The 25,734-nt window shown below is 39.2% G+C and carries 18 protein-coding genes; 5 read left to right on the forward strand and 13 right to left on the reverse strand.

All coding sequences use genetic code 11. The features are described from left to right. Nucleotides 1-29 precede the first annotated feature (29 nt). Nucleotides 30-2,594, forward strand: coding sequence for a hybrid sensor histidine kinase/response regulator (locus tag AWW67_RS12695; protein ID WP_062302191.1), 2,565 nt, complete (start codon nt 30-32; stop codon nt 2,592-2,594). Here the strand turns inward: AWW67_RS12695 and AWW67_RS12700 are convergent. Next, nucleotides 2,572-3,972, reverse strand: coding sequence for a sigma-54-dependent transcriptional regulator (locus AWW67_RS12700; protein ID WP_062302192.1), 1,401 nt, complete (start codon nt 3,970-3,972; stop codon nt 2,572-2,574). The genes AWW67_RS12695 and AWW67_RS12700 overlap by 23 nt on opposite strands. A gap of 183 nt (nt 3,973-4,155) precedes the next feature. Here AWW67_RS12700 and AWW67_RS12705 point away from each other — a divergent pair, with 183 nt between their 5' ends. The 3 genes from AWW67_RS12705 to AWW67_RS12715 all read left to right on the forward strand — a co-directional run bounded on the left by AWW67_RS12705 (nt 4,156) and on the right by AWW67_RS12715 (nt 9,142). Continuing rightward, the gene (locus tag AWW67_RS12705; RefSeq protein ID WP_062302194.1) at nt 4,156-5,505 is read left to right on the forward strand and encodes a short-chain fatty acid transporter; all 1,350 of its coding nucleotides are present in this window, start codon (nt 4,156-4,158) and stop codon (nt 5,503-5,505) included. 142 nt (nt 5,506-5,647) lie between these two features. Then, nucleotides 5,648-7,915, forward strand: coding sequence for an aconitate hydratase (locus AWW67_RS12710; RefSeq protein WP_053222714.1), 2,268 nt, complete (start codon nt 5,648-5,650; stop codon nt 7,913-7,915). Between the two features lie 573 nt (nt 7,916-8,488). Beyond that, on the forward strand, nt 8,489-9,142 hold the full coding sequence (locus tag AWW67_RS12715) for a hypothetical protein (RefSeq protein WP_062302196.1): 654 nt from the start codon (nt 8,489-8,491) through the stop codon (nt 9,140-9,142). Nucleotides 9,143-9,530: 388 nt separating this feature from the next. Here the strand turns inward: AWW67_RS12715 and AWW67_RS12720 are convergent, their stop codons facing one another. Continuing rightward, nucleotides 9,531-10,322 carry a TspO-related membrane protein gene (locus AWW67_RS12720; protein ID WP_062302197.1) on the reverse strand — a complete coding sequence of 264 codons (792 nt, stop codon included), beginning with the start codon at nt 10,320-10,322 and terminating at the stop codon, nt 9,531-9,533. Nucleotides 10,323-10,632: 310 nt separating this feature from the next. Between AWW67_RS12720 and AWW67_RS12725 the strand changes: the two genes are divergently transcribed. Further along, on the forward strand, nt 10,633-11,301 hold the full coding sequence (locus tag AWW67_RS12725) for a hypothetical protein (RefSeq protein WP_053224867.1): 669 nt from the start codon (nt 10,633-10,635) through the stop codon (nt 11,299-11,301). Between the two features lie 9 nt (nt 11,302-11,310). On the opposite strand, the gene AWW67_RS12730 is transcribed toward AWW67_RS12725, so the two are convergent. The 11 genes from AWW67_RS12730 to AWW67_RS12780 form a co-directional block, all read right to left on the reverse strand. Beyond that, on the reverse strand, nt 11,311-12,399 hold the full coding sequence (locus AWW67_RS12730) for an o-succinylbenzoate synthase (RefSeq protein ID WP_062302199.1): 1,089 nt from the start codon (nt 12,397-12,399) through the stop codon (nt 11,311-11,313). After that, on the reverse strand, nt 12,399-12,983 hold the full coding sequence (locus AWW67_RS12735) for a riboflavin synthase (RefSeq protein WP_062302200.1): 585 nt from the start codon (nt 12,981-12,983) through the stop codon (nt 12,399-12,401). The genes AWW67_RS12730 and AWW67_RS12735 overlap by 1 nt, the downstream gene beginning before the upstream one ends. Before the next feature lie 13 nt (nt 12,984-12,996). Beyond that, the gene (locus AWW67_RS12740) at nt 12,997-13,560 is read right to left on the reverse strand and encodes a 1-acyl-sn-glycerol-3-phosphate acyltransferase (protein ID WP_062302202.1); all 564 of its coding nucleotides are present in this window, start codon (nt 13,558-13,560) and stop codon (nt 12,997-12,999) included. Then, nucleotides 13,557-14,366 (reverse strand): patatin-like phospholipase family protein, encoded by an 810-nt coding sequence (locus tag AWW67_RS12745; protein ID WP_062302204.1) that lies wholly within the window; start codon nt 14,364-14,366, stop codon nt 13,557-13,559. Before AWW67_RS12745 ends, AWW67_RS12740 begins: the two co-directional genes overlap by 4 nt. Before the next feature lies 1 nt (nt 14,367). Next, the gene (locus AWW67_RS12750; protein WP_053224872.1) at nt 14,368-15,216 is read right to left on the reverse strand and encodes an MBL fold metallo-hydrolase; all 849 of its coding nucleotides are present in this window, start codon (nt 15,214-15,216) and stop codon (nt 14,368-14,370) included. A gap of 119 nt (nt 15,217-15,335) precedes the next feature. After that, complete coding sequence (argE, locus tag AWW67_RS12755) at nt 15,336-16,487, reverse strand: acetylornithine deacetylase (protein WP_062302205.1); 1,152 nt, start codon at nt 16,485-16,487, stop codon at nt 15,336-15,338. Nucleotides 16,488-16,565: 78 nt separating this feature from the next. Further along, complete coding sequence (locus tag AWW67_RS12760; RefSeq protein ID WP_062302207.1) at nt 16,566-17,960, reverse strand: YfcC family protein; 1,395 nt, start codon at nt 17,958-17,960, stop codon at nt 16,566-16,568. 165 nt (nt 17,961-18,125) lie between these two features. Then, the gene (locus tag AWW67_RS12765) at nt 18,126-18,530 is read right to left on the reverse strand and encodes a hypothetical protein (RefSeq protein ID WP_062302209.1); all 405 of its coding nucleotides are present in this window, start codon (nt 18,528-18,530) and stop codon (nt 18,126-18,128) included. A 143-nt stretch (nt 18,531-18,673) separates the two neighbouring features. Then, on the reverse strand, nt 18,674-21,676 hold the full coding sequence (locus tag AWW67_RS12770) for a WD40/YVTN/BNR-like repeat-containing protein (protein ID WP_062302210.1): 3,003 nt from the start codon (nt 21,674-21,676) through the stop codon (nt 18,674-18,676). A gap of 193 nt (nt 21,677-21,869) precedes the next feature. Further along, nucleotides 21,870-23,420: a PorP/SprF family type IX secretion system membrane protein gene (locus AWW67_RS12775; RefSeq protein WP_062302212.1), complete on the reverse strand. Its 1,551-nt coding sequence runs from the start codon at nt 23,418-23,420 to the stop codon at nt 21,870-21,872. 10 nt (nt 23,421-23,430) lie between these two features. After that, on the reverse strand, nt 23,431-25,734 hold a 2,304-nt coding region (locus AWW67_RS12780), incomplete at its 5' end, for an Ig-like domain-containing protein (RefSeq protein WP_141655453.1).

Raw genomic sequence — 25,734 nt, forward strand, 5'->3', positions numbered from 1 at the left:
ACATTAAGCAGAAAATGGGTTTATAACATATGAAATCACCTTCCGATTTTAGTATTAAGAAGAAAGTATGGGTAACCTTCATTATCATTATTCTAGTGATTGGAGGTGGAATTTATTGGAGTTATGAAAGCTATCAAAAACTCAGTCACTCCATTAACCTACTTTCTCAACCTGATGAGAAAACCCCTCTTATTCAGAAAACCATTCAGGGCATTACTAAAGCTGAAAACTATATTCAGTATTACATCTTATCCAATGACGATAACGCCTATACAGCGTATCAGAATGAAATAAAACAAACACAACTCAGTATTGATGAGCTAAACAAGAGAATGACTCAAGATAGTCTTCAGATACAAAGAATAGATTCACTGGAAATACTTTTTCTTCAGAAACTCAATTATCTAAGCGACTTCTTACTTACCAAAAAGAATAGGCAAACCAAGAATTTCAGCAATGAGGCCCTTGAAAAAATCACAGAATCTACTGAAGACAGCGCAAGTACTGAATCAAAAGTGCTCGCCAAAATTAAAACCACAGAAGAAACAAAGCCTACGATTAAGCATGATTTGGTAGCAACTGAATACAAAGAACCAGGTTTATGGGAAGGTGTCAAGCGTCTATTTGGAGCCAAAAACATTCGAGTGGATACTATTACTACAGTTCAAAATGATACACTTCGCACAACAGAAGTAGTTATCGACACACTCACCTTGGTGAATTACAACCCCGACAGCATGCTGCTTAAAGTGAAAGAAATCCTTCAGCAGGTGGCAAATCAAGAGTTCAGAAGTCAATACAACCTTTCTTCTAAGGAATTAAATCTACTGCGGCAAGATATGCGCCTACGCGCTGAAATAGATGAAATAATTCAGCAGTTACAGAATTATGAGCAACAACTTGCCGCAAAAAAACGACAAGAGAGTTATCAGATTTCTCGTGATTCTACCTTTGCTGTGCTCATTATCGGCATTTTAGGAATCGGTCTTGGAGGTTTTTTCTTAGTTGCAATTGGCAAAGATTTAACAAACTCTTACTACTTAAGTAAAAGGTTAGAATTAGAAAAGAACAAAGCAAATCGATTGGCCAAAGTGAAAGAAGAATTTTTGGCCAATATGAGCCACGAAATAAGAAATCCGCTAAACAGTATACTTGGTTTTTCAGACCTTATAAAGAACACCAAACTGAATGAAACCCAACGAAAATATTCCAACGCGCTTTCGGAAAGTACAGAATATTTAATGACGCTTGTGAATGATATTCTCGACTTTTCGAAATTAGACTCAGGAAAGGTAAGCCTACAGAAAAAGCCATTTTATATTCCAGATTTGGTTAATCAAATGGAAGATATTTATGCCTTGCAATGCCAAGAAAAGGAATTGAATTTTCTGGTTTCGTATGACCCTGAATTACAACACATTGATTTGATTGGAGATGAATTTAGGATAAAGCAAATATTGATTAATCTGCTGTCTAATGCTGTTAAGTTCACCCATAGAGGCCAAGTGGCCTTACAGGTTTCTGCTCAAAAAAAGCATGATAAATATGACTTAACCATAAGAGTTAAGGACAGCGGAAAAGGAATAGCTCCTGACAAGCTTAAAGGTATTTTCAATTCTTTCGAGCAAGAAGATGCCTCTGTGACCAAACAATATGGTGGCACCGGTTTAGGCTTGGCCATTGTAAAAAAATTAGTGGAAGCAATGAAAGGCAAAATAAGTGTTGAAAGCCACCCAGATCAGGAAACTACTTTCACCCTTAAATTAAAATTACCGTACCAAAAACATATTGTAGAGGCACAGAAACTGAACCCAGAAAACTTAACAACAGATATAGCCAATATACATGTAGTAATTATTGAAGACGACCATTGGAATGCCACTTTGCTCAAAACCATACTTCAGCCTAAAGTGAATAGATTAACTGTTTTTGAATCTGGAACAGAAGCTTTAGACTTTATTCGAGAGGAACATCAATCCATACAACTTATTCTCACCGACATTAATATGCCTCAATTGAGCGGTATAGAAATACTAAAAGAAGTGGGTAAAATTAATAATGAACTACCTATAGTTGCTGTAACAGCCCATTCTCTGCCCCAACAATTGAAAGAGTTTAAAAGCATGGGTTTTTCGGCTGTGCTTACAAAGCCTTATCAAGAACTAGCCATTGACCAAATACTGAAAGATATGCTTCATCATTCTAACAGTGCAAATAGTAATGCGCAAAACAATGTAGATTCCGTAACGACAAAATTTAATTTCGACCGTATTAAACAGTTTTCAGGCGATGACGAGGAATTGTTGGCTGATTTGGTGAGAGAGTTAATCCGAAGTAATGATAAAAACGTATCTGACTTCAATCGATTTCTTGAATCTAAAAATCTAGTGCTTCTGGCCAATACGGCCCATAAAATGGTGCAAACTTATGACAGCATAAACCATACGCCAATTTCCGAAACACTAAAAAGCATTGAAGTTTATCATCAGCTAGAAAAGCACGAAAAAATGCTTGAAACAGCACACGAATTGCTTCCTACGCTTATTCAGATGAACAAGGAATTGTTAGCGCTTAAATCTCAATGTTATACTTAGCTATTTTGTTATAAAGCGTTGATCGATCGATATTTAACAGTTCTGCGGCTTTAGATTTATTATACTTTGTTTCTAGTAGCACCTTCTCGATCGTTTCCTTCTCTTGAAGTTCTTGCATAGCTTTCAAATTGTGTAATAAACCTCGGCTTTCTGGTTTGGTGGCTATCGGTTTTTCGTGTTCTTTTTCTTCCAAAACCTCATTTTCATTCATTAAAGTATTTGGAATTTGAGCCAATTCTATCAGATCGGTTTGACACAATAGCACTGCTCGTCTCACAATATTTCTTAATTCCCTTAAGTTACCAGGCCAACTATACTGTTGAAAAACCTGAATTACTGCCGAAGAAAAACCACTCACCGTCTTTTCTAACTCACTATTGGCTTGGTCTAAAAAAAAGTTCAAGTATTCATCTAAATCGCCCAAACGCTTTCTAAGTGGCATTAGCTTTAGTTCAAACTCATTTAACCTATGAAAAAGATCAAGTCTAAATTGCTGTTCATCAATGGCTTGTTGCATTTTTTCATTCGTGGCCGAAATTAATCTAACATCCACAGAAATATCCGTTTCACTCCCCACCCGTTTAATTTTTCGCTCTTGCAACGCCCTTAGCAACTGTACCTGAACGTCATAAGGTAAATTTCCTACCTCATCTAAAAACAAAGTTCCACCTTCGGCCAGCTCAAACTGTCCTTTTTTATCTTTAAGCGCCCCAGTAAAAGCCCCTTTTACATGCCCAAACAATTCACTTGCCGCAAGCTCTTTTGAAAGTGCTCCACAGTCTACTGCTATAAAAGTTTTATCGGCCCTTTTACTGCTTTCATGAATCATTTTTGCAGCATACTCCTTCCCGGTACCACTTTCACCCAAAAGCAAAACGCTCATTTGAGTTGGTGCTACAAGCTTTATATGTTCCCAAAGTTGCTTAGAAGCCGCTGACTGACCGATAATGTATTTTTTATTTGAAGATGGTAGATTTCTCTTCTTCTCAGGTTGTGCAATGTCCACTTTCTTTTCCTTCTGATTCAAAGCGGCCTTAATAGTAATTAACAGTTCGTCTGGATTTACTGGCTTCGTTACAAACTCAAAAGCCCCAAGCTGAATTGACTTCACTGCCGTACGAATATCAGAGTAATTAGTCATCAGAATAATGGCCATTTCAGGAACTTTAGCTTTAATAAGCTCAATCAACTCAAGTCCATCTAAATCAGGTAGTTTGAAGTCAGTCAATACTAAATCGGGCATTTCATTGCCCATACTTTCCATGGCTGATTTTGAGGTATAAACTGAATTTACCAAAAAGCCATGCCGCCCTAAAAAAGCGGACAGCATTTTGTTGAACGAAGGGTCATCATCAACTACAAGAATTCTTTTCTGCATTGGGCGAAATAAAAAATGTGTGTTTTGTACCAACGCATAGCTTTGCGCTATGCATATATGTATTCAAACTGTACTTCATGATAAATCTTGTAAAGGGCAAAAATGTTTAAACGAATTGATCAATGGCTTAAAATTCCTATTTATGAAATCGTAAAGCATTTATCATTTTGCTAGCTTTGAGTTATGTCTAGAAACAGTCTCTACCTCCGTTTTGTCCGTCAAATTCTTCCCTCTCCATTTTCTATTGCAGTTATTCTAACCTTGGTCACCTTTATTCTGGCTTTAGTTTTTACTGAACGACCAGAAAATTCGGGCTCTACTTACAGTATGGTCATTTTAGGCTATTGGGAAATAGGCTTCTGGGAACTGTTAGAATTCACCATGCAAATGGCCTTAATTCTTATTTTGGGACATGCATTAGCACTCACCTCATTTGTTAATAATATCATCGATCGCTTTACTATTTATTGTAATACATCGGCCAAGGCAGCATTTACCATTAGTTTACTCACCATTTTAGTAAGCATGATCAATTGGGGTTTGTGTTTGGTTTTTGGGGCTATTTTCGCTCGAAAAGTAGCCGAAAGGGCAAAGGCTCATGGGTGGAAGATGAATTACCCATTGCTTGGTGCTGCTGGTTATAGTGGTATGATGTGCTTTCACGGAGGCTTTTCAGGTTCGGCTCCTTTGGCTGTAGCCAGTAAAGATCACTTCCTCATTCAAGAAATTGGACAAATAGGGATTGGGCAAACGCTGCTGGCCACCCCTAACATTATCACTTTTGTCCTACTCCTTATTATCGTTCCTTCAGTATTCTATCTGTTAGGAAAAAGAGGCCACGATACAGAAATTAATGCAGTGTTTAAAAAAGAAACACATCATGTTGGGGAGAAAAGTCAAGGTGCAGAAAGGATTGATAACTCTAAAATTGCAGCCATTGTCTTAGGTGGAATCATCTGTTTTATTGCCTTGCGTAAAATATGGGTCAGTCCTTCTCTGGTTGGCTTGTCATTTATCGACCTAAACTACATCAACTTCTTCTTTTTCGGTTTAGCAGTTTTGCTTCACGGTTCCTTCGCTAAATTTCTCTCTGCGATTGAAGAAGCCATTGGAGGGTCGGCTGGAATCATTATCCAATTTCCGCTTTATGCTGGTATTATGGGTATCATGACCTATTCAGGACTAGGCGCCTTATTCTCTCAAGGCTTTATGGAAATATCAAATGCCACTACATTGCCGATTTTCACCTTCTTCAGCGCAGCCATTGTAAATATATTCGTTCCTAGCGGAGGTGGCCAATGGGTAGTACAAGGCCCAATAGTAACCGAAGCTGCTCAAAATCTTGGCGCTTCTATTCCTAAAACAATTATGGCACTTTCTTATGGCGATCAACTGACCAATATGCTTCAGCCTTTTTGGGCCTTGCCACTATTGGGTATTACTAAGTTAAAAGCAAAAGATATTCTCCCCTATTCCTTCTTAATCATGCTTGTAGGAATGGCCATCTTTCTGATTTCATTGTTGCTCTTTTAGACTTTGATAGAAAAACTTGAAAAATACAGCTTGGTAAGGCTTTTTAGTCTGCTTTGTTAATTTTATTATTTACGAAAAGTGATAACTTTGTCAACCCTTGACGAGTTATATTTTATTTACCCAAGAACCCTAAAATTCCATTATGGCATTTGACATAGACATGATTAAAGCTGTTTACGCGAAGTTCCCTTCACGTATTGCAGCGGCTAGAAAAGCGGTAGGGAAACCCCTAACCCTATCTGAAAAAATTCTTTATTCACACCTTTGGGACGGAGACGCCAACACGGCATTCGAAAGAGGTAAGTCTTATGTAGACTTTGCTCCTGACCGCGTAGCCATGCAAGACGCTACGGCTCAAATGGCGCTACTTCAGTTTATGCAAGCAGGAAAGCCCACTGCGGCAGTTCCTTCTACCGTTCATTGCGATCACCTTATCCTTGCCAAAGAAGGCGCTAAAGATGATTTAAGAAATTCATTGACTGCCTCTGGTGAAGTTTTCAACTTCTTAGAATCAGTTTCTAACAAATACGGCATTGGTTTCTGGAAGCCAGGCGCTGGTATTATTCACCAAGTGGTATTAGAAAATTATGCATTCCCTGGTGGAATGATGATTGGTACCGATTCGCACACGGTAAACGCTGGCGGATTAGGTATGGTAGCCATTGGTGTAGGTGGTGCTGATGCTGTAGATGTAATGGCAGGTATGCCTTGGGAGCTTAAATTCCCTAAACTAATTGGTGTTCACCTTACAGGGAAATTGAATGGCTGGACAGCCCCTAAAGATGTAATCTTGAAAGTAGCTGGTATTCTAACTGTAAAAGGTGGAACTGGAGCCATTGTAGAATACTTCGGGCCAGGTGCTAAATCAATGTCGGCTACGGGTAAAGGAACCATCTGTAATATGGGTGCCGAAATTGGTGCTACTACTTCTACTTTTGGTTATGACGAATCTATGGATCGTTACCTAAGAGCAACGGATAGAGCAGATGTAGCAGATTTAGCCAACGAAATCAAAGAACACCTTACTGGTGATGATGAAGTTTATGCTAATCCACAACAATACTTCGATCAAGTAATCGAAATTAACTTGGACGAGCTTGAGCCGTACATCAACGGACCATTTACGCCAGATAGAGCTACTCCAGTTTCTAAAATGAAAGAGGAAGCTGAGAAAAACGGCTGGCCAATGGATGTAGAATGGGGATTGATTGGTTCTTGTACCAACTCTTCTTACGAAGATTTATCTAGAGCTTCTTCTATTGCTCAACAAGCCATAGATAAGAACTTAAAAACGAAATCGGAATTCGGAATTAACCCAGGTTCGGAGCAAGTACGCTATACAGCCGAAAGAGATGGCCTTTTAGGTATTTTCGAAGACTTAAACGCCACTATCTTTACCAACGCTTGTGGACCATGTATTGGTCAGTGGGAAAGATCAGGTAATAATACAAGAGTAAACACTATCGTTCACTCATTTAACCGTAACTTCTCTAAAAGAGCAGATGGAAACCCTAACACCCATGCCTTTGTAACCTCACCAGAAATGGTAGCGGCCATTGCAATTTCGGGTAATTTAGGTTTTAACCCATTAACTGATACCCTAACAAACGAAAAAGGTGAGCAAGTAAAATTAGACCCGCCTGTAGGTTCTGAGTTACCAGCCAAAGGTTTTGCAGTAGAAGATAACGGTTACCAAGCACCAGCCGAAAATGGAAGCAGCGTAGAAGTTATTGTTAAGCCAGATTCTAAGCGTTTACAATTGCTTGAGCCGTTTGCTCCTTGGGATGGTAAAAATATTACGGGCGCTAAGCTTCTGATCAAAGCATTTGGTAAGTGTACTACTGACCATATTTCTATGGCAGGTCCATGGTTAAGGTTCAGAGGTCACTTAGATAACATTTCTGACAACTGTTTGATTGGCGCAGTAAATGCATACAACCAATCAACCAATTCAGTAAAAAATCAATTGACAGGCGAATATGGTCCAGTACCGGCTACAGCCCGTCAATATAAAGCGGCAGGTGTTCCTTCTATTGTGGTGGGTGACCATAACTATGGCGAAGGATCTTCTCGTGAGCATGCAGCCATGGAACCAAGACATTTGGGCGTGAAAGCAGTATTGGTAAAATCATTTGCCAGAATTCACGAAACCAACTTGAAAAAACAAGGAATGCTAGGTTTAACATTTGCTAACGAAGCAGACTACGACAAAGTACAAGAAGATGACACCATCAACTTCTTAGACTTGGTTGACTTCGCTCCTGGCAAGCCATTGATGATTGAGTTTGTACATGCAGACGGCAGCAAAGATGTTATTGCAGCTAACCACACATACAACGAAGCTCAAATTGGCTGGTTTAAAGCGGGTTCTGCCCTTAATCTGATTAAAGAAGAAAGCAAAAAAGGCTAGTATTTAGTAGCTAGTACTTAGTATTTAGAAATATTGAAAAGCCTGATTCGTGAGAGTCAGGCTTTTTTGTGTTGGTTAAATCAGAAGTTTTGGGGAACTTCCCTCTAATCACTCGACTAATCCTCGTTTATAACGAGGATTTAGCAACGAAGCTTACAATATAAACTTCAGGCTTAAAACTGATGTCCTATGTGTTTCTGAAAAAAAACCTTACAGGGTGACAGAAAAGCAAGCAGAGCCACTGAAAATAAATTAATAGCAGAAGCGTCTAACTAAGTCATGTTACAAACATCATCTCCGAACAGACAGACTCTCACGGTTTCGTTTTTCAAACATCAACCTCAGAGTGACGGTATGTTGTAGGGTTCCCCACTAATCCTCGTTTATAACGAGGATTTAGCACCGAAGCTTACATTATATTTCAGGCTTCTAACGATTTGACTTACACGGTTTTCAATACAGACGAACTCTTTAAATGGAATTGTATAACTAAGATCTCAAGAAGGAAATAAAAAAAAATAAAAAGTGAAAAATGTACTATTTTTTGAAAACAAATCCCTTAATTTATTAATCATGAGGTTTACATATTTTATTTTTCTACTCTTTTCAGTAAGTACGGGACTTTTTTCGCAAGACTGCAAGCAAGGTACACTTAAGGAATCGATTTATGAAAGCATGGAATTAGATTCTGTTTATTTAATAGATATTGACTTTAGAATTAAGTATTACGCCAAACTCAGTAAAGAAATACTACCAAAATATAGTATGCTGAAAAGTCAAATCAAGGAACAAATCAAAAACTCTGATTTAGAAAAAATAGAAGAAATAGCTATTCTCTATGATAACACACGAAAAATAATATTGAACGAGATAAAGGAGAGTCAACGAAGAATTTATCAAGATGTTAACGCCTATAGCAAACTTAATTCTATACTTATCTTTGAAACCCTAGATCTTTTTCCTGATAGCTATGCCCTACTCACAAATAAAAGCAGGATTGGCAATCAACTAAAGGATCAAGAATATCAATTAATTCTAAATATATTCTCGAATTACGAACACTTGCTGCAAGAGAATAATGACTGCATAAATAGTTTCTTTAACGAAATGAGTCAATCGAAGAAGGAGTTAAACATTATTGAAATTTTCCAAAATACCGGCAATAAAACAGAAAGCGAAACTAGGCAAGGCAACCTTATTGATTTACTTATTTGGGCGATAAATTAGATATACTTGCGATTTTTTCGATAATTGAAACTCGGCTAATCCACATTTGTAACACCCACTAATCTTCGGTTGCAACGAGGATTTAGCAACGAAGCTTACAATATAAACTTCAGGCTTAAAACTGATGTCCTATGTGTTTCTGAAAAAAAACCTTATAGGGTGACAGAAAAGCAAACAGATCCACTTAAAATAAATTAATAAGCAGAAGCGTCTAACTAAGTCATGTTACAAGCATCATCTCCGAACAGACAGACTCTCACGGTTGAGTTTTTCAAACATCAACCTCAGAGTGACGGTATGTTGTAGGGTTCCCTACGAATCCTCGTTTATAACGAGGATTTAGCACCAAAGCTTACATTAAACTTTAAACCTTAAACTGTTTATCAAATTAACCTTCACTGCTTACCATTTTCTTAAATGGATTGGTTTTACGGTTTTTATAGCCATGAACACTTACTGCAATTAACAAGATAACCACCCAGAAAACGGATGTCCATTGCAATAATGGTATTTCATTCCAATGTCTGACGGCAATGGCGGTAATAGCCCATACGCCCACCAAAGCAAACTCACGCATATTTCTGGTGTAAATCATAAAAACATTTAGAAGCCCAGCAATACTGATCATTATCACTGTCCATTGCTCGGCAGAAAAAAACACTTCCCATTCTATCTTACCCAAATAGGCCGAAATATTGGCGATGGTTGCTACGGCTATCCAGCCACTATAAGCACAAATCGGCCACCAAACCGTTGCTATTACCTTTAAAGGTGCATCCCATCGTTCCATGTTCAACCTTAGAATAATCTGAATTAGCGAAAACAGAATTACAAGCATTACGATTACGCTGATCCCCGTTTGTTCATACAACCAAAACCACAACCAAGCAGCGTTACCAACATTCGCAATAATTAACCAAGGTCCTATTTGAAGAATACTTTCACTGTGACCCGCATTTGAAAAGGCCAATTGGACTTGATTTACTCCTAATACAATCAAACCAATGAAAATGAAACCCCAAATAGAAAACGCATAGCCTGCCGGAGTAAAAAGATTGAAGTACTCACTACTTAGTTCACCAACGGTTTTACCATTTATGCCTCCGGTATTACTCCAATAATTCCAAAAAATTACCGCAAGTATTACCAGCAGGTTGAGTACAGCATATAGTTTTTTCATCACAAGTATTTATCAGTTGTATCGGGTTAACACATAATATGGCGCTTGTGTTTAAAGCGATAATAAACTTGATGACTTGCCCTTATATTGTTCTGGTTGTTTCAGCTTTGGTCATACCGTGAGTGGCGGTTTTGTCTATGCTTTTTCTTTTTATTCTAAGTAGAAGAATAAAGACAGAAACAGCTCAATAGGCTTCTCGATTTTTAAATAATTATAATCAATATGCTTTGATTATAATTTTCTAGCACTGATATTCAAAACGCAATCATTGATCTGCTCATTACTTGAGTATTTAAACTATAAAACGAATATGAAATTCTCGCTTTCCCTACTCCTTTTAATCATTTCGATTTCCGCAACCGCTCAAACTTGGGCTGTAACTCAAAAGGGCGATACCATATACATTTATGACGATGGAACATGGAGCTTTGACAGGGACGACAGACCTCAAGAAACAGGTATTCTAGATTATCTCAAAACATCGTTTAAATATGATACTCTTTCAACCCCTTATTCTGTTTCACCAAATGCTAAGAAAAACATAGCGAGCAAATACGGTTTTTTTGAAGTGTTTTACGATGAAAATGTTTGGAGAAGAGTGCCACCTGCCCAGCTTAATGATGAAGCAGAATTCGCTTTTATGGGAAAAGACAATGACATTTATGTAGCTATTTTATCTGAAGAGATAGAAATTGGACTTGATAATATTTATAAGATTGCCAAAAACAATATTGAAGAAAACCTAAATACAGAGGTGGACATTCTTAAATCTGAAATAAGAAACGTAAATGGTTCTGATTTAATACGAGGAGTAATGAGCTTCGATTTGAACGGATTAGACTTAGTTTTTGATTCTTATTACTACTCTGATGAAAGAGGAACCGTTCAGTTTACTACATGGACAGCCACCAATTTGCACGAAAAGTATGAAACCAAAATTCTCGAGTTATTAAATGGAATTGTAATTAAGAAGAAATAGAGTCGCTTTTTAGATTTCTTTGGGGAAATCTCCCCAACCCTTTACCTTATTATAAAGCAGCTCGCCTTTTCTGATTTCTAAGGGAGAATCTATGTTATTATGATAGAGTTGGCCTGTACCTAAACCTTGTGGTAAGGTGGGTTGGTACTGAGCAGTAAATTGCGCAATGGCATTTAAGCCAATATTCGCTTCAAGCATAGAGGTCATCCACCAGCCAATATTGAGGCTTTCAGCTATTTCAATCCATTCTTGGCAGGAAAGAATACCACCCAATAAAGCGGGTTTTAAAATGATAAACTGTGGTTGAATGCGTTCTAAAAGTGCCTTTTTATCTTCTTTAGTACTTACACCAATAAGCTCTTCATCTAAAGCAATAGCCAAAGGACTTTCCTCACAAAGCCTTTTCATGAGTTCATATTGATGAGGCTTTACGGGTTGTTCTATTGAATGGATTTCCAAAGCAGCCAATTCCTCCAACTTATGCATCGCATCAGCCTCGGTGAAAGCACCATTGGCATCTACTCTTAATGTTATGTCATTGACGGAATACTGTTCTCTAATACCTTCCAATAAAGCCAATTCAGTAGCAAAGTCGATCGCTCCTATTTTTAATTTGATGGTATTGTACCCTTCCTTCAGCTTTTCATCAATTTGCCTTTGCATAAAGGACTTCTCTCCCATCCAAATCAAACCATTGATTGGAATTCGGGCTTTGCCTTGCGTAAATGGAGTATCAAAAATTATTCGTTTGCCTCCGTTATGTAGATCGAGCAACGCAGTTTCTAAGCCAAAGCGAATGGAAGGTTTTTCAGTTGGTGTATTGGCGGAAATGAACTCAAGCAACTCGTCAGTTTCTTCTGGAAAGTCTAATGCAGTAAGGGTATTCAACAAAGTTTGAAGTTCGGTTTCGTAGTTAGGGCTATAGTCTATGCTCAAACCTTTAAGCGGACTGGCTTCTCCCCAACCAACGCAGTCAGGATTTTCCTTTTCCCAAACCTTGATAAACCAAGTTTCCTTTTCCGTAAATGATCCCCGGCTGGTGCCAGCTTCGAAACGAAATTTTAAGAGGTGCGGAATAACTTCGAACTGTAAACGCATTACTTTCCTAATAAGCGCTTGACGTACTTTCCTATAATATCGAACTCAAGGTTTACCTTGTCACCCGCCTTCAATTGGTGGAAACAAGTATGCTCGTAGGTATATGGAATAATGGCTACTCTAAAACTTCCTTCTTCAGAATTGAAACAGGTCAAACTTGTGCCATTCACACAGATAGAGCCTTTTTCTACGGTAACATTCCCTAAACTAGAGTCATATTCAAAGTCGAAAAGCCAACTTCCATCCTGTTCCTGCACTTGGGTAACTGTACCGATTTGATCCACATGACCTTGCACCACATGCCCATCAAAACGGCCATTAGCTACCATACAGCGCTCTAAATTGACTACAGTTCCTGTTTGCCAGCTGGCCAAGTTTGTCTTTTGAAGTGTTTCATCAATGGCGGTTACCACATGAATACCGTCCTTCACTTCTACTACGGTAAGGCAAACACCATTGTGCGCTACACTTTGGTCTATTTTTAGCTCAGCACTCAAGTTACTTCTCACAGAAAAGTGAACGTTCCTACCTTCTCTTTCTACTTTCGTAATCTCGCCTGTGGTTTCTATAATCCCTGTAAACATTGCTTCCCCTATTCTATTTTACACCTAGCTCTGGATATTTACCTGTTTTGGTACGGTAAAATGCCTTCATTTTTTCAATATCTTCTTCTACATTTCCCGAAGGATAAATGGTTGGGCCAATGCCTGCTATTTTATGCTTGTAATCTAAAAATCCCAACACAATGGGCACCCCTCCTTTAATCGCAGTATAGTAAAAACCGGTTCTCCATTCGGGAACATATTTTCTGGTTCCTTCTGGTGTTACCATAACCGCCAGTTCTTCTCGGCTTTGAAACAAACCAGCCATAGCGTCTACTGTGCTCTGGCGTTTTTCTCCGGGTTTCTTGGGTGATCGATCAATTGGAATTGCCCCCATACTCTTCAGCATCCAACCCAAGGGACCTACCATAAATTCCTTTTTGATAGTGTAATTCAATGGTACTTCTAACAAATAGAAAGCAGCCCTAGCATATACAAAATCCCAATTGCTAGTATGAGGTGCTGCCGTAATTACCACCTTCTTTACTCCTTCAGGAAATTTTCCTTCAAGCTTCCAGTCCGTAATCCAAAACAAAAACCTAGACAATAATTTCATCATGAGGCAGTAGTTGAAGTTTGTGTTTTGGCTTTGGTTAAGAGTTTAATTACAGCAGGGTCGTCTTGATGAGTATCAAAGTAATGATGAGCCGATTCGTAACCAATTTTATAAATCTCGTGAGCTTTCTTCATGTCGAAAGTAGAGTATTTTCTTAATGAAGTGGGTTCAATTAGAATATCACAATGCTCTTTGCTAGCCGACACATTGGCGTTTATACCTACCATTGAAATTCTTTCAATCATACGCTTTGGCCCTCCCAATTCATTTTCGCGAATGACTGGCGCTACGCTCACTCCAATCACGATATCACAAGTGGAACGTAGAACCTCAGCAGGCAAATTATTTACAATTCCTCCATCTACATAGGCTTCATCACCAATTCTTACCGGATCGAAAATAAAGGGAATACAGCTCGATGCCATCATGGCTTTTACCAAAGGGCCTGTTGAAAACACATGTTTTCTTCCTTCATTTAAGTTTGTAGCAATAATTTGTAAAGGAATTTGAGCATTATCGAAGGTATCTTCTTTAAAGAATTTCTTAAAAACATCTTCACTTTTGCTCATGTTAATCAGGCCAGAAAGACTAAAAGCAGGCCAGATAATTTTAAAAAGATTAGTTTTAGAAATCAATTCCAAAGCCTCTGTAGGCTTATAACCATGGGCATAAAAAGCGCCAGCAATAGAGCCCGCACTGGTACCTGAAACTGCATTAATCTCTATACCAAGTTCATCTAAAGCCTGTAAAACACCAAAGTGGGCAAATCCTCGAGCACCTCCGCCCGATAAAGCTATTCCTGTTTTCATTTTATAATACTTCTGACAATGGAAAAGTGCGATCTAATCTTACTCCTTTTTCCGTGTTTTTGACAGTACAACACTCGTTCACTGAATCGTGTTCAAGAAAAAGGATGTATTCGTTATCTGCCGCTTCTTTCAAGAATTTTTCCTTTTCTGAAAGGGTGAGCAACGGACGCGTATCATAACCCATAACATAAGGTAATGGAATATGACCAGTAGAGGGTAGCAAATCAGCCATAAAAACAATGGTTTTGTCCTTATACTTGATTTTAGGAATCATCTGCTTGTCGGTATGGCCATCAGCAAAGAAAATATCGAACTGAGAAAAGGGAGATTTTCCATCCAAAGGAACTTGATTCAAATGTCCGCTTTCTTGAATGGGCAAAATGTTTTCTTTTAGAAACGAAGCCTTTTCACGTGCATTCGGTTCGGTAGCCCATTTCCAATGATCGGCATTGCTCCAATATTTTGCGTTGGGGAAATGTAGTTGAAGTTTATCTTTATTATCTCCCACGTAATCAACTCCGCCTCCGCAATGATCGAAGTGCAAATGGGTTTGAAACATGTCTGTCACATCATTGGGTGAAAACCCAGCTTTCTTTAATGAGCTGTCTAAACTGGCATCTCCGTGTAAATAATAATGACTGAAGAACTTTGCGTCTTGTTTGTTGCCAATACCATTGTCAATTAAAATCAATTGATTTCCATCTTCAATTAAAAGGCAACGCATGGCCCAAGTGCACATATTATTTTCGTCTGCTTCGTTGGTTCTTGTCCAAAGCGATTTGGGCACAACACCAAACATGGCACCACCGTCAAGTTTAAAAAAGCCTGTATCTATAACGTGTAATTTCATAAGCAATGGATTTCAATACATTCAGATTATTCCTGAATTCGTGATTTACTGCAAGGTCGCTTAATTCAAATATTTGCCCAAATGGAATTATGAATTTAAGGTCGCTCCGCTGGAGCTGATCAACTCAACTTCTCAATCAGTTTACCCATAAACTCCATCCCTTGAACCAGTTGGTCTTTATGGATGAATTCATTGGCACGGTGGGCTTGGGCAATATCACCTGGGCCACAGATTACGGCCTGAAAACCACCTTCTGCAAACTGGCCTGCTTCCGCAGCGTAGGACACAGCATCCAGTTTGGGATTGCGAACCAAATCTTTCACTAAAGCCACAACCTCTTGATCATTGGCAGTATTTAAGCCCGGTACGGCAGGGTGCACATTGCTGGTCGAGATTTTAAAATCAGGGTGAATTTTTCTTAACTCAGCCTCTCGCTGCCTACAATAGAGATCGAATTCCGCTTTGATTTCTTGTGGTGTTTCCGATGGAATGGTGCGCACATCCCAACTGAATTTACATTCTTGGGCAATTACATTGGGGGCAATTCCACCCTTCACCATTCCAATATGAATGGAAGTGTGATTAGGAGTAAAACGATCATCGGTTCTGCCCGCTTCAATCAGTGAATTCATTTTGTTCTCAAGCCACAGAATTAAACGCATGGCTTCGTGAATGGCGCTTACTTCTTGCTTAATTCGGCTACTATGGCCTTCAGAACCGCTCACGGTAGTTTCAAAAATACAGATCCCTTTTTGGCCTGTTACCGGGCGCATCATGGTAGGTTCTCCAATAATGGCGAACTTAGGTTTTACTTTGTAGTGGGCATTGATGGCTTTCACCAAATCGGGAGCGCCTAAGCAGCCAATTTCTTCATCGTATGAAAAGGCAAAGTAAATTGGTGTCTTTAAATCGGCCTTGAGCATGGCAGGTAAAGCAGCCAAACAGCAAGCCACAAAGCCCTTCATATCGCATGAACCACGGCTGTACAGTTTACCATCTTCTTTATCGGTCAAAACCCAAGGATCGGTATTCCAAGCTTGACCTTTTACAGGCACAACATCCATATGTCCAGAGAGAATCACACCACCTTCCGCTTCTGGACCAATACGGCAATGGAGATTGGCTTTAGTTCCGTCTTCATTTGGCACACGGTGATGTTCTACCCCATGTTTATCGAGGTACTCTTCAATCCAACTTAAAATAGAAAGATTACTTTCGCCCCCTAATACTGGGAATGAAACGAGTTTGGTTAGTATTTCTTCTACGGTCATAATTTGGTCATTGGTCAATAGTTATTGGTCATGGGTCATGGGTATGAGCTTCTCAATACCTAATACTTACCCTATACCTTAAAAAGGCCCCCAGTCGATGCTCACACTGAAGAGCAAAAATAGCCATGAAACTACCAGAATCACCCCCACAACAGGCATAATAAATCTGAGCCAGCGGTCGAAGGAAATTCGGCACATGGCGAGCATGGCAATTAAACCGCCCAAGGTTGGGTTGAAAAGGTTAGTCACTCCATCTCCTATCTGAAAAGCGAGAATAGTGGTTTGACGCGTTAAGCCTAAAACATCCCCTAATGGAATCATAATGGGTAATGTAGCCAAAGCCTGTCCGCTTCCCGAAGGAATAAGAAAATTAATACCACACTGCGCCAAAGACATTGAAACAGCGGATGCATATGTGGGTAGGTCGCGAAGCGTTTCTGCCAAATTGAAAGCGATGGTATCGGAGATATTGCCCATTTCCATGGCTACCTTAATGGAAGTCGCTAAACCCACCATAAAAGCCCCTGGAGCGACAACGGCTACGGAAGATAAAACGGTCTCTCCTATTTCTGTTCCTGACATTCGCGCAGCAAGGGCCGCCACGATGGAGATAATAATGAACATGGCGCTGATTTCAGTAAGGTACCAACCAAAGGTGAATACGCCATAAAGCATTACTACCAAACCACCAACGAAAATGATCAGCATTAACCAATCTTTGCCTTTCATTCCATAAGTATCCAATGGCTTTGAAAGTTGAAAACCCTTAGTGTCTAGCCCAATGGAAAGGCTCTTTTCTGGGTTCTTCAATATTTTTCTGAAGTAACGAACATTGACATAAGCCAAAGCGCTAAGCGCTACAAAGCAAAGCACTGAACGCAAGAGCCACCCCGAAAACATGGGCATTTCGGCCAAAGAGTGGCCAGTACCAACAGTGTATGGATTGACGGGCGAAAGACCAAAACCCACCGTAACTCCTCCTACGGCAATTCCTGCAGCCAACATTAAATCGCCCCCTAAAGCCAAGCTAGCAATGGCCGCAATTGGAATCATGGCGATGTTATTTTCATAGCCAACAAAGACACCGAGAGCACCAAAAAGGTATGTCATTATTACAACCAGCAGCATTCTTCTTTCGAAGCCCATTTTCTTAACGAAGGTACCGACTGCGTTTTCGATCATTCCAGTCTTTTCCAAAACCCCGAACATGATACCGCTGGAAAGCACAACAAAAATGATAAGAATGGCAGAGGAGAAGCCTCCTGGAATGGCCCTGAACATGTCTAGAAAAGACAAAGGCGTTGGGTCGATTTGATGGTAAGAGCCCGGTTCTACCATTTGGCGACCATCTACTTCTACTCTATCATAAGCACCAGCAGGAATCAAGTGGCTTAATAAAGTAATGAGTATTAGAATACCGAAGAGCATCACAACTGGATGCGGAATACTCGAATACCATTTCTTCTTTTCCATAGGCTATTTTGGTAGAAGCTAAACAGGTCAATAGTAAGTGAAAAATTTCGGGGTAACACTCATCCTAAACATTGCATTTAGTTTTAATTTATTCATTCTTAAAACCACTTTGTTAAGCCACCGAATGCCCTATTTACTATATATACTATTTGGCTCATGTTCATTCTACTTTCTTTTCGTTCTTCCTATCAACTGTCCGACTAAATAAACTATCAACAAATACGGTGAATAGAAAACAAAAGTCATGATAGCTTTTAAGGGCCAACCAACTCCGAAATATCCAATTTCCAGTTGCTTAACTCTTTCGAAATTTTCGGGTTCAACATTTACAAATCGTCTATTGTCATTCATTGCATCAAAGTCATATCCATAATGACTCATTAAAAGTCGGTTGGAATAGTCCCCCCACCATACAAATGTCCACATGATACCTGCGGTAATTATCAAGCCAAAAATAAGATAGGTCCAAAAGTCAAATTTTAGGCTAATCCATTTTCTTATTCCTACAAACAGAAGGATAGGAACTATAATCAGCGCGATTAGAAGAATGGATGATATTATCGTTGCCAATGTTGCCTTTTATTATTCTTAGTCTTCAGTTTTTAGAATTGCACCTAGCTCTTCATTACGAAACCTAATACATAAATCAGGTTAAAAAAAAGAACCCTCCAAAAATTCGAAGCTTTTGGAGGGTTCACTTAAAAGGTTGGTGTTTATTTCAATTCTTCTAAAGCTTTCTTAATTGCGTTGTATTCTGCTTTAAGCTCTTCTAAACGTTCGTAAACATCTTGTCCTGGCGCTTGGTCTGCTCTGCTTAACATACCATTTAGGTAGCCTAGCTGACTTTGTAGCATTCCCTGCATGTATGTGCCTGGAGGGGTTACTATTCTATAGTATAATGCATCCAAAGTATCTTTCTTCTTTTGATCCTTTTTACTGATTTTCTCCTTGTTCAATGAGTTATCTAAAGCTTCCCTAGCCTCGGTAACGCTGATTAACAAACGAGTAACATCCTCTGAAAAATCCTGAAGTAGTAAGGCTACTCTTTCTTGTTCCTTCACATCAGCATCGGTTACCAAAGTAGCTCTTGGGTCTAAACTCAAAGTAAACTTCTCTGTTAACACCTTATCGCCTACTTTTAATTTTACAGTAAACTCACCTGTTGACACCATTGGACCAAAACCCTGATAAGATCTTCTTGGGTTGGCATCCCAGCCACCTGCATTACGCATATTCCAAGAAAAACGATTCAGACCTTTGTCTTTGCTCAAACCAGAAGATGGAGGAGGCATAGAGAAGCCTGTTGCCATATCTACTTCAAGGTTTTCTACTGGAGCCGGTCTACCACTGGTAAACGACTTCACGATTCGCCCTTCTTCGTTAATAATATCCAATTGAACTTCTTCATCAGTGTCGTTCAAGTAGTAATCAATTGCTACTGCCGAATTTGGATATTGAGGAACACCTCTTCCACCACGATACCTAAATCTGTAAGTATCTTTCGGTTTGAAGAGGAAGGCATCAGCCTTAACGGCAGCCTCCATATTATAAAGGCTAGTGATGTTATCTAAAATCCAGAAGCCCCTACCCATGGTAGACATGGCGATGTCGTTCTTGTAAATCTTAAGGTCTGTAATTGGTGTAACAGGAAGGTTGTTTTGGAATGTCACCCAATCTTTTCCATCGTTCATAGACATGAACAAACCGAACTCTGTACCTGCAAAAAGAAGTCCCTCTTTGGCCGGATCTTCTCTTACCACTCTCACTGGATAATCATTAGGAATACCTTTGGTGATTAGCTCCCAAGTTTTGCCATAATCTTCTGTTTTGTAGATATATGGTCTGTAGTCATCTAACTGATAACGTAATACGGTAACATATGCTTTTGCTGGGTTATGCGGTGAAGGTTCAACCGAATCCACACGACCATCCTTCGGCATGTTTGGTGTTACGTTCGTCCAGTTTTTACCGCCATCGCGTGTTACATGAACAGGGCCATCATTGGCTCCAACCCAAATTAATCCAGGCTGAATCCTTGATTCTTGAATAGAATAAATCGTGCTGAAATACTCTTCACCTGTAACGTCTCTTGTTATTGGTCTACCTGCAGAAACTTGCTTAGTTGGATCGAAAGCGGTTAAATCTGGAGAAATAATTTCCCAAGTTTTACCGTTATCTGTCGTTTTATGTAAATACTGAGAACCGTGATAAACTACATCTGGATTATGAGGTGAAACGGTAATTGGCGCTACACGCTGGAACCTAAACTTTAATTTATCGCCATCGTGACCATAAATATTCATGGCACCCACACTGTACTGCATTTCTTGACCTGTACGTTTATCATACACTCCAAAATTTCCTTTACAGTTTGAATATACCACGTCTGAATTTCCTGGTTTTGGTACTGCCGGTCCAGTTTCGCAACCGCCTAAGTTAAAGATTGGGAAATCGTTTGAACCTGTTGGTAAACTAGGTACAGCCAAAGTAGAATTATCTTGCTGACCTGCATATAACCAGTATGGTTCTTGGTCGTCAATATCTACTTGGTAAAGCTCGGCAGTAGGTTGGTTCAATTGTGTGGACCATGTTTTACCATTGTTGATGGTTACGTTTGCGCCACCGTCATTTCCTTGTACCCAAATTGAAGTATCGTTAGGGTTGATCCAAATGTCGTGGTTATCACTATGTGGGGTTGAAACTCCTCGCCATGTTTTACCTCCATCAGATGACTTAATAAAACGCAATGCACTATTATACACTACATCGGCATTTTTCGGATTGGCATAAATGTTAGTGTAATAGAATGGTCGATTAGTAAGGTTTGAATTATCGCTTACAAACTCCCAAGATGCACCACGATCATCAGATCTGTAAAGTCCACCTTTATTATCTCCTGCTTCAATATTTGCATACACTCTATTTGGGTTTGCTGGAGAAACAGCAAAATCTATTTTACCAATCAGGCCATTTGGAAGACCGTTGGTTAGTTTTTTCCAAGTTTCACCACCATCAGTAGACTTGTATACTCCGCCTTCCATAGACCCAGAAATGATATCCCAAGGTTTTCTTTCGGCACGCCATGCTCCAGCGTAAATTGTATTCGGGTCGTCTGGTGCAAATTCTAAATCAGAGAAACCAACACTATCAGAGTGATAAAGCACTTTATCCCAGTTCTTACCACCATCTTTAGTTCTAAAAATACCTCGTTCAGTATTTCTTCCAAACGCGTTACCAATAGCGGCTACAAAAACAACATCAGGATTATTGGGGTGAATTTCTACTGCTCCAATTTGGCCTGTTTCTTTCAGTCCAATAAACTCCCATGTTTTACCTGCATCTGTAGATTTATACATTCCTTTACCGGTAATAACGTTTGATCTAAGGCCATCAGAACCAGTTCCTACATAAATAATATCTGGTTTCTTTTGGTATACCGAAATGGCGCCAATTGAAGGGGTTGAAAAATATCCGTCTGAAATGTTTTCCCATGAATTTCCATAATCATCGGTTTTCCAAACGCCTCCACCTGTAGCTCCCATATAGAACGTAGAGGGTTGTGATTCTACCCCCATAACGGCTGTTACACGGCCACCACGGTTTGGACCTACATTTCTAAATTGAAAGGCATCGAGTTGAGGGTTATCCTGCGCTTGGCCGAAATTAAAAATCAGCAAAAAAAGCGCGGAAAGGGTTAGTAGTCTAGTTTTTCGCATATCCTATAATTCTTGAATGGGAAGATAAGAAACTAAGATTTAGAACCCTTCAAAAATTGGTTGACTGGTAATATGCTTATGGTTACGACATGAAATGAGCTAATTATGCGGTTCAATGCACTGTCAATTAAAGAAAAGGCCAAACTCGGATAATTGACCTTTTCTTCATTCACCAGATTATAATTTCTCTATTTTATTTCTCTAAGCTCAACCTTACAATATGCACCCAGCTATCAGAGAATTTATTTTCTTTTTTCAGTGCCAACATGGCCTCGATTGCTTTATCAAAATCTGAGAAAGCCATAATATAAACATAATCATAGCCGCGTTTTTTACTCTTGAAAATTCCTGAGTTTGGATAAGTTTCCTTTAAGCTATTTAGATTTTTTGCTGCCAAGGCACTATTGTATGTAAATGAATTCACTACTAAAATATAATCTCCATTCACCTGATTATCATCTACTTCCTCTTTGATTACTGATTCTCCCTCCAATAATTTACGTTCGGCCAAAGCTTTTTCCTTGGCTTCTTGAGCTAAGCGATCCTCTTGCTCTTGTGCTCTATTTTGGGCCTCCAACTGAGCTAATCGCTCTGCTTCCTTTCGTTCATTAGCTTCTGCTTGTAAACGCGCTAAACCTTTGTTTTTTACTGCTGAAAGAATATCTTCAAAAGCTTCATTTGCTTTTATTTCCCTTTCTTTCTTATTCCCTTTTTCTAATGATGATAGGTAAGCAAGCACCACTTCCTGATCTGGAGTGCTGATCAGCTTACGCTCATAAATTTCATCTTTCTGGATCTTATCAATGATGGAAAGCGCCTCGGTTTCTAACTTTAGACTTTTCTCTTTTTTATTCTGAAAGGTGAAATGCAACCCTATTTCATTAAATCCATCAGAGACAAAAGGAACATCGCTTTTACCAAAGTCATAATTATAAGTAAACAACATGTTTGACTTTATTTTTACGCCTATTCCTGCTGTAGCTCCGTAGTTTTCTCTATAACCAGTACTAAGCTGAAATTTATCATTCAAATCTAGCTTAGCAGCCAAATCAAAAGTACCACCCAGTACTTCCTTATATCGCCATGTAATAACTGGAGTGAAAACGATTTTATTTATGGAGTTAATTCGAAATGCATACCCTAAAGCCGCCATGTAATCGGCTCTATTATTATCATTTAGTTCTACAAAATCATCGTTTGAAAGGCTTTCATCTATAATATTAAGTGCAGAAAAATGAGCCAGCAATGATCTGTATTGATAAGAGAGCGAAAGGTTCATATTTAAAGCACTACCATTTCTACCCAATAGATTCTGAATCAATTCATCATTTAAGCTTTCAATACTGATTTTCGATTCATTTAAACGATAAAGAGAAGCCCCTATTTCAGTGCCCACTGAAAGTTGATGAGCTTTCAAATTAAATGCTTTTGAAAAACCTGCGCCTAAATAAGTCTGTTTTAAAAAGCCAAATTCAAAACTATGTACATTGACATTGTAGCCCCATTTATTCTTTAATGGATTGGAAAAACTCAAAGCAAATATTTCAGGAGCTCCTTCTAGCCCCGACCACTGCCCTCTATACAATAAGCTTAGTTGAGGACTATGCGAAAGCACACTTGCTGAAGCATAACCAAGTGAAGGTTGGGTGAAATACTGATTGAACAAAGGGGCCTGTTGTGCGCTAACTAAATTTGCCAGCCCAAATAAACCAAATATTAAAAATGTGTTTCTTATTCTATTCATCTTCTTTGGGCTATTTGGTAAGGATTAAAAGCATGCCTCTTATAATGGCCTTTCCGTTAGAAATATTCACCTCGTAGTAATATGTGCCGGATGGTAATAATTGACCTTCAAACTTTCCATCCCAATTATTTTGGTATGACTTGGTACTGAAAACAAGCTTTCCGCTTTGAGCAAATACTTTTACTTCATTTTCAGGATTATCCAGAATATCTTCGATTACCCATACATCATTTACTCCATCACCATTGGGAGTAAAGAAATTCTTAATTCGGGCGGTTGGGCTATCTTTAGTATAATCTCGAATGTCTTCATTCACTACATTATTTACCGCAATCTCAAAGGACTTTTCAAAGGTTAAACCACCCGAATCAATCACTCTTACACGAATTGAAAGCAGTTTATGGGTCTCAAAATTTATGGCTTGAGAAGTATGCAGTTCATTATTAACAATCTTAAAAAAGCTGTTACTATCATCTCCGTTTCCAGTTACTAATTCATAGGTAAAGCTATCACCATTATCCTGGTCTTCGGTAGTAAACAGACCTACCAATATGTCTGTTTCATCACTTTCATCAATCAAAGTATTGCTTAGGCTAATATTAGTAGGTTGCTCATTTAGGTCATTAACAGATATTACAAAGGCCTTTTCAAAGACACCTCCTCTTCCATCATCTGTTTTAATTCTAATATTATAAACAGACTTGGCTTCAAAGTCGAATATCGATGCCGCCCTAAGCTTGTTAAAAGTGATACTGAATTTATCGTTATCTTCTGAACCTATACCTGCTACTAAACTATAGGTCTGAACATCACCAACATCAGCATCGACTGTGGTAAATTGCCCAATTTCAGTTGCTAGTGAATTGTTTTCGTCAATACTTAACCCAGACAATGAAATATCCATTGGCAAACTATTAAAAGAAATATCTACAATAGTTTCAGTGGCGTTGGCATTAGCAGCCAAATCATAAACTGTGTTGGCCGGCAATGTTAATCTTACGTCTTGGTTCGACTTGGCCTTAAAGCTGACATTAAAATTGATATTATCTGTAGTGCTAAAATCAACCAATTCAGCATTCACCAATTGAAAATCAGCACCAGCAAAGCCCGTCACTTTTTCAGAAAAGGAATATGTAATGGTAAAAGGTTCGAAATTATTCAGTTCAACAGGAATACCTGACATGCTTACCTCTGGAGCGGTCAAATCTGCAATAATGCTAAATTGTGTTGCCGCTACATTCCCATTTCTGGCTACATCTTCAGCAATATTTTCAGGAACATCCACAGTTACGACCCCATCAGTTAATGGACTAATTGAGGTCGTGTAAACTGATGGATTGATTGAGGTAAAATTACTTGCCGTACCATTTGCAACCGTAATATCTCCCACCGCAAAACCAGTTACTGCTTCGCTAAAGGTAAAGGTAGCAGTAAATGCTCCGTTAATTGGATTTGCCGCAGTGCTTGAAATAAGTACGGTTGGAGCCGTTAGATCAGCAGTAATACTAAACTGAGTGGCAGCGGTATTTCCATTCGTAGCGGCATCTTGGGCTACATTGGCCGCTACATCAATGGTTACAGCACCATCCGTAGTTGGAGTTATTAATGCCGTATAAACCATTGCGCTGGTGGCACTGAAGTTAGAAGCCGTACCATTTGCAACCGTAATATCTCCTACTGCAAAACCAGTGACTGCTTCGCTAAAGGTAAAGGTAGCAGTGAATGCTCCGTTAATTGGATTTGCCGCAGTGCTTGAAATAAGTACGGTTGGAGCCGTTAGATCAGCAGTAATACTAAACTGAGCGGCAGCGGTATTTCCATTCGCTGCAGCGTCTTGGGCTATATTCGCGGCAACATCAATGGTTACGGTGCCATCAGTTGTTGGGGTAATTAAAGCGGTATAAACAGAAGTACTTGTGGCTGTAAAGTTTGAGGCTGTAGCATTTCCTAAAGTAATATCGCCCACCGCAAAACCTGTAACTGCTTCGCTAAAGGTAAAGGTAGCAGTAAATGCACCGTTGATTGGATTTGCCGCAGTGCTTGAAATAAGTACTGTTGGACTGGTCAAGTCAGCAATAAGGCTAAACTGTGTGGCAGCGGTATTGCCATTCGTTGCATCGTCTTGGGCTACATTCGCGGCAACATCAATGGTTACTGTCCCATCAGTTGTCGGAGTGATCAGGGCAGTATAAACCGTTGTGCTGATGGCTGTAAAGTTTGAGGCAGTAGCATTTGCAACTGAAATATCACCTATTGCAAATCCAGTGACTGCTTCGCTAAAGGTAAAGATAGCCGTAAATGCTCCGTTGATCGG

This window comes from Roseivirga seohaensis (assembly GCF_001592945.1).
In the GTDB taxonomy this organism is placed as follows: domain Bacteria; phylum Bacteroidota; class Bacteroidia; order Cytophagales; family Cyclobacteriaceae; genus Roseivirga; species Roseivirga seohaensis.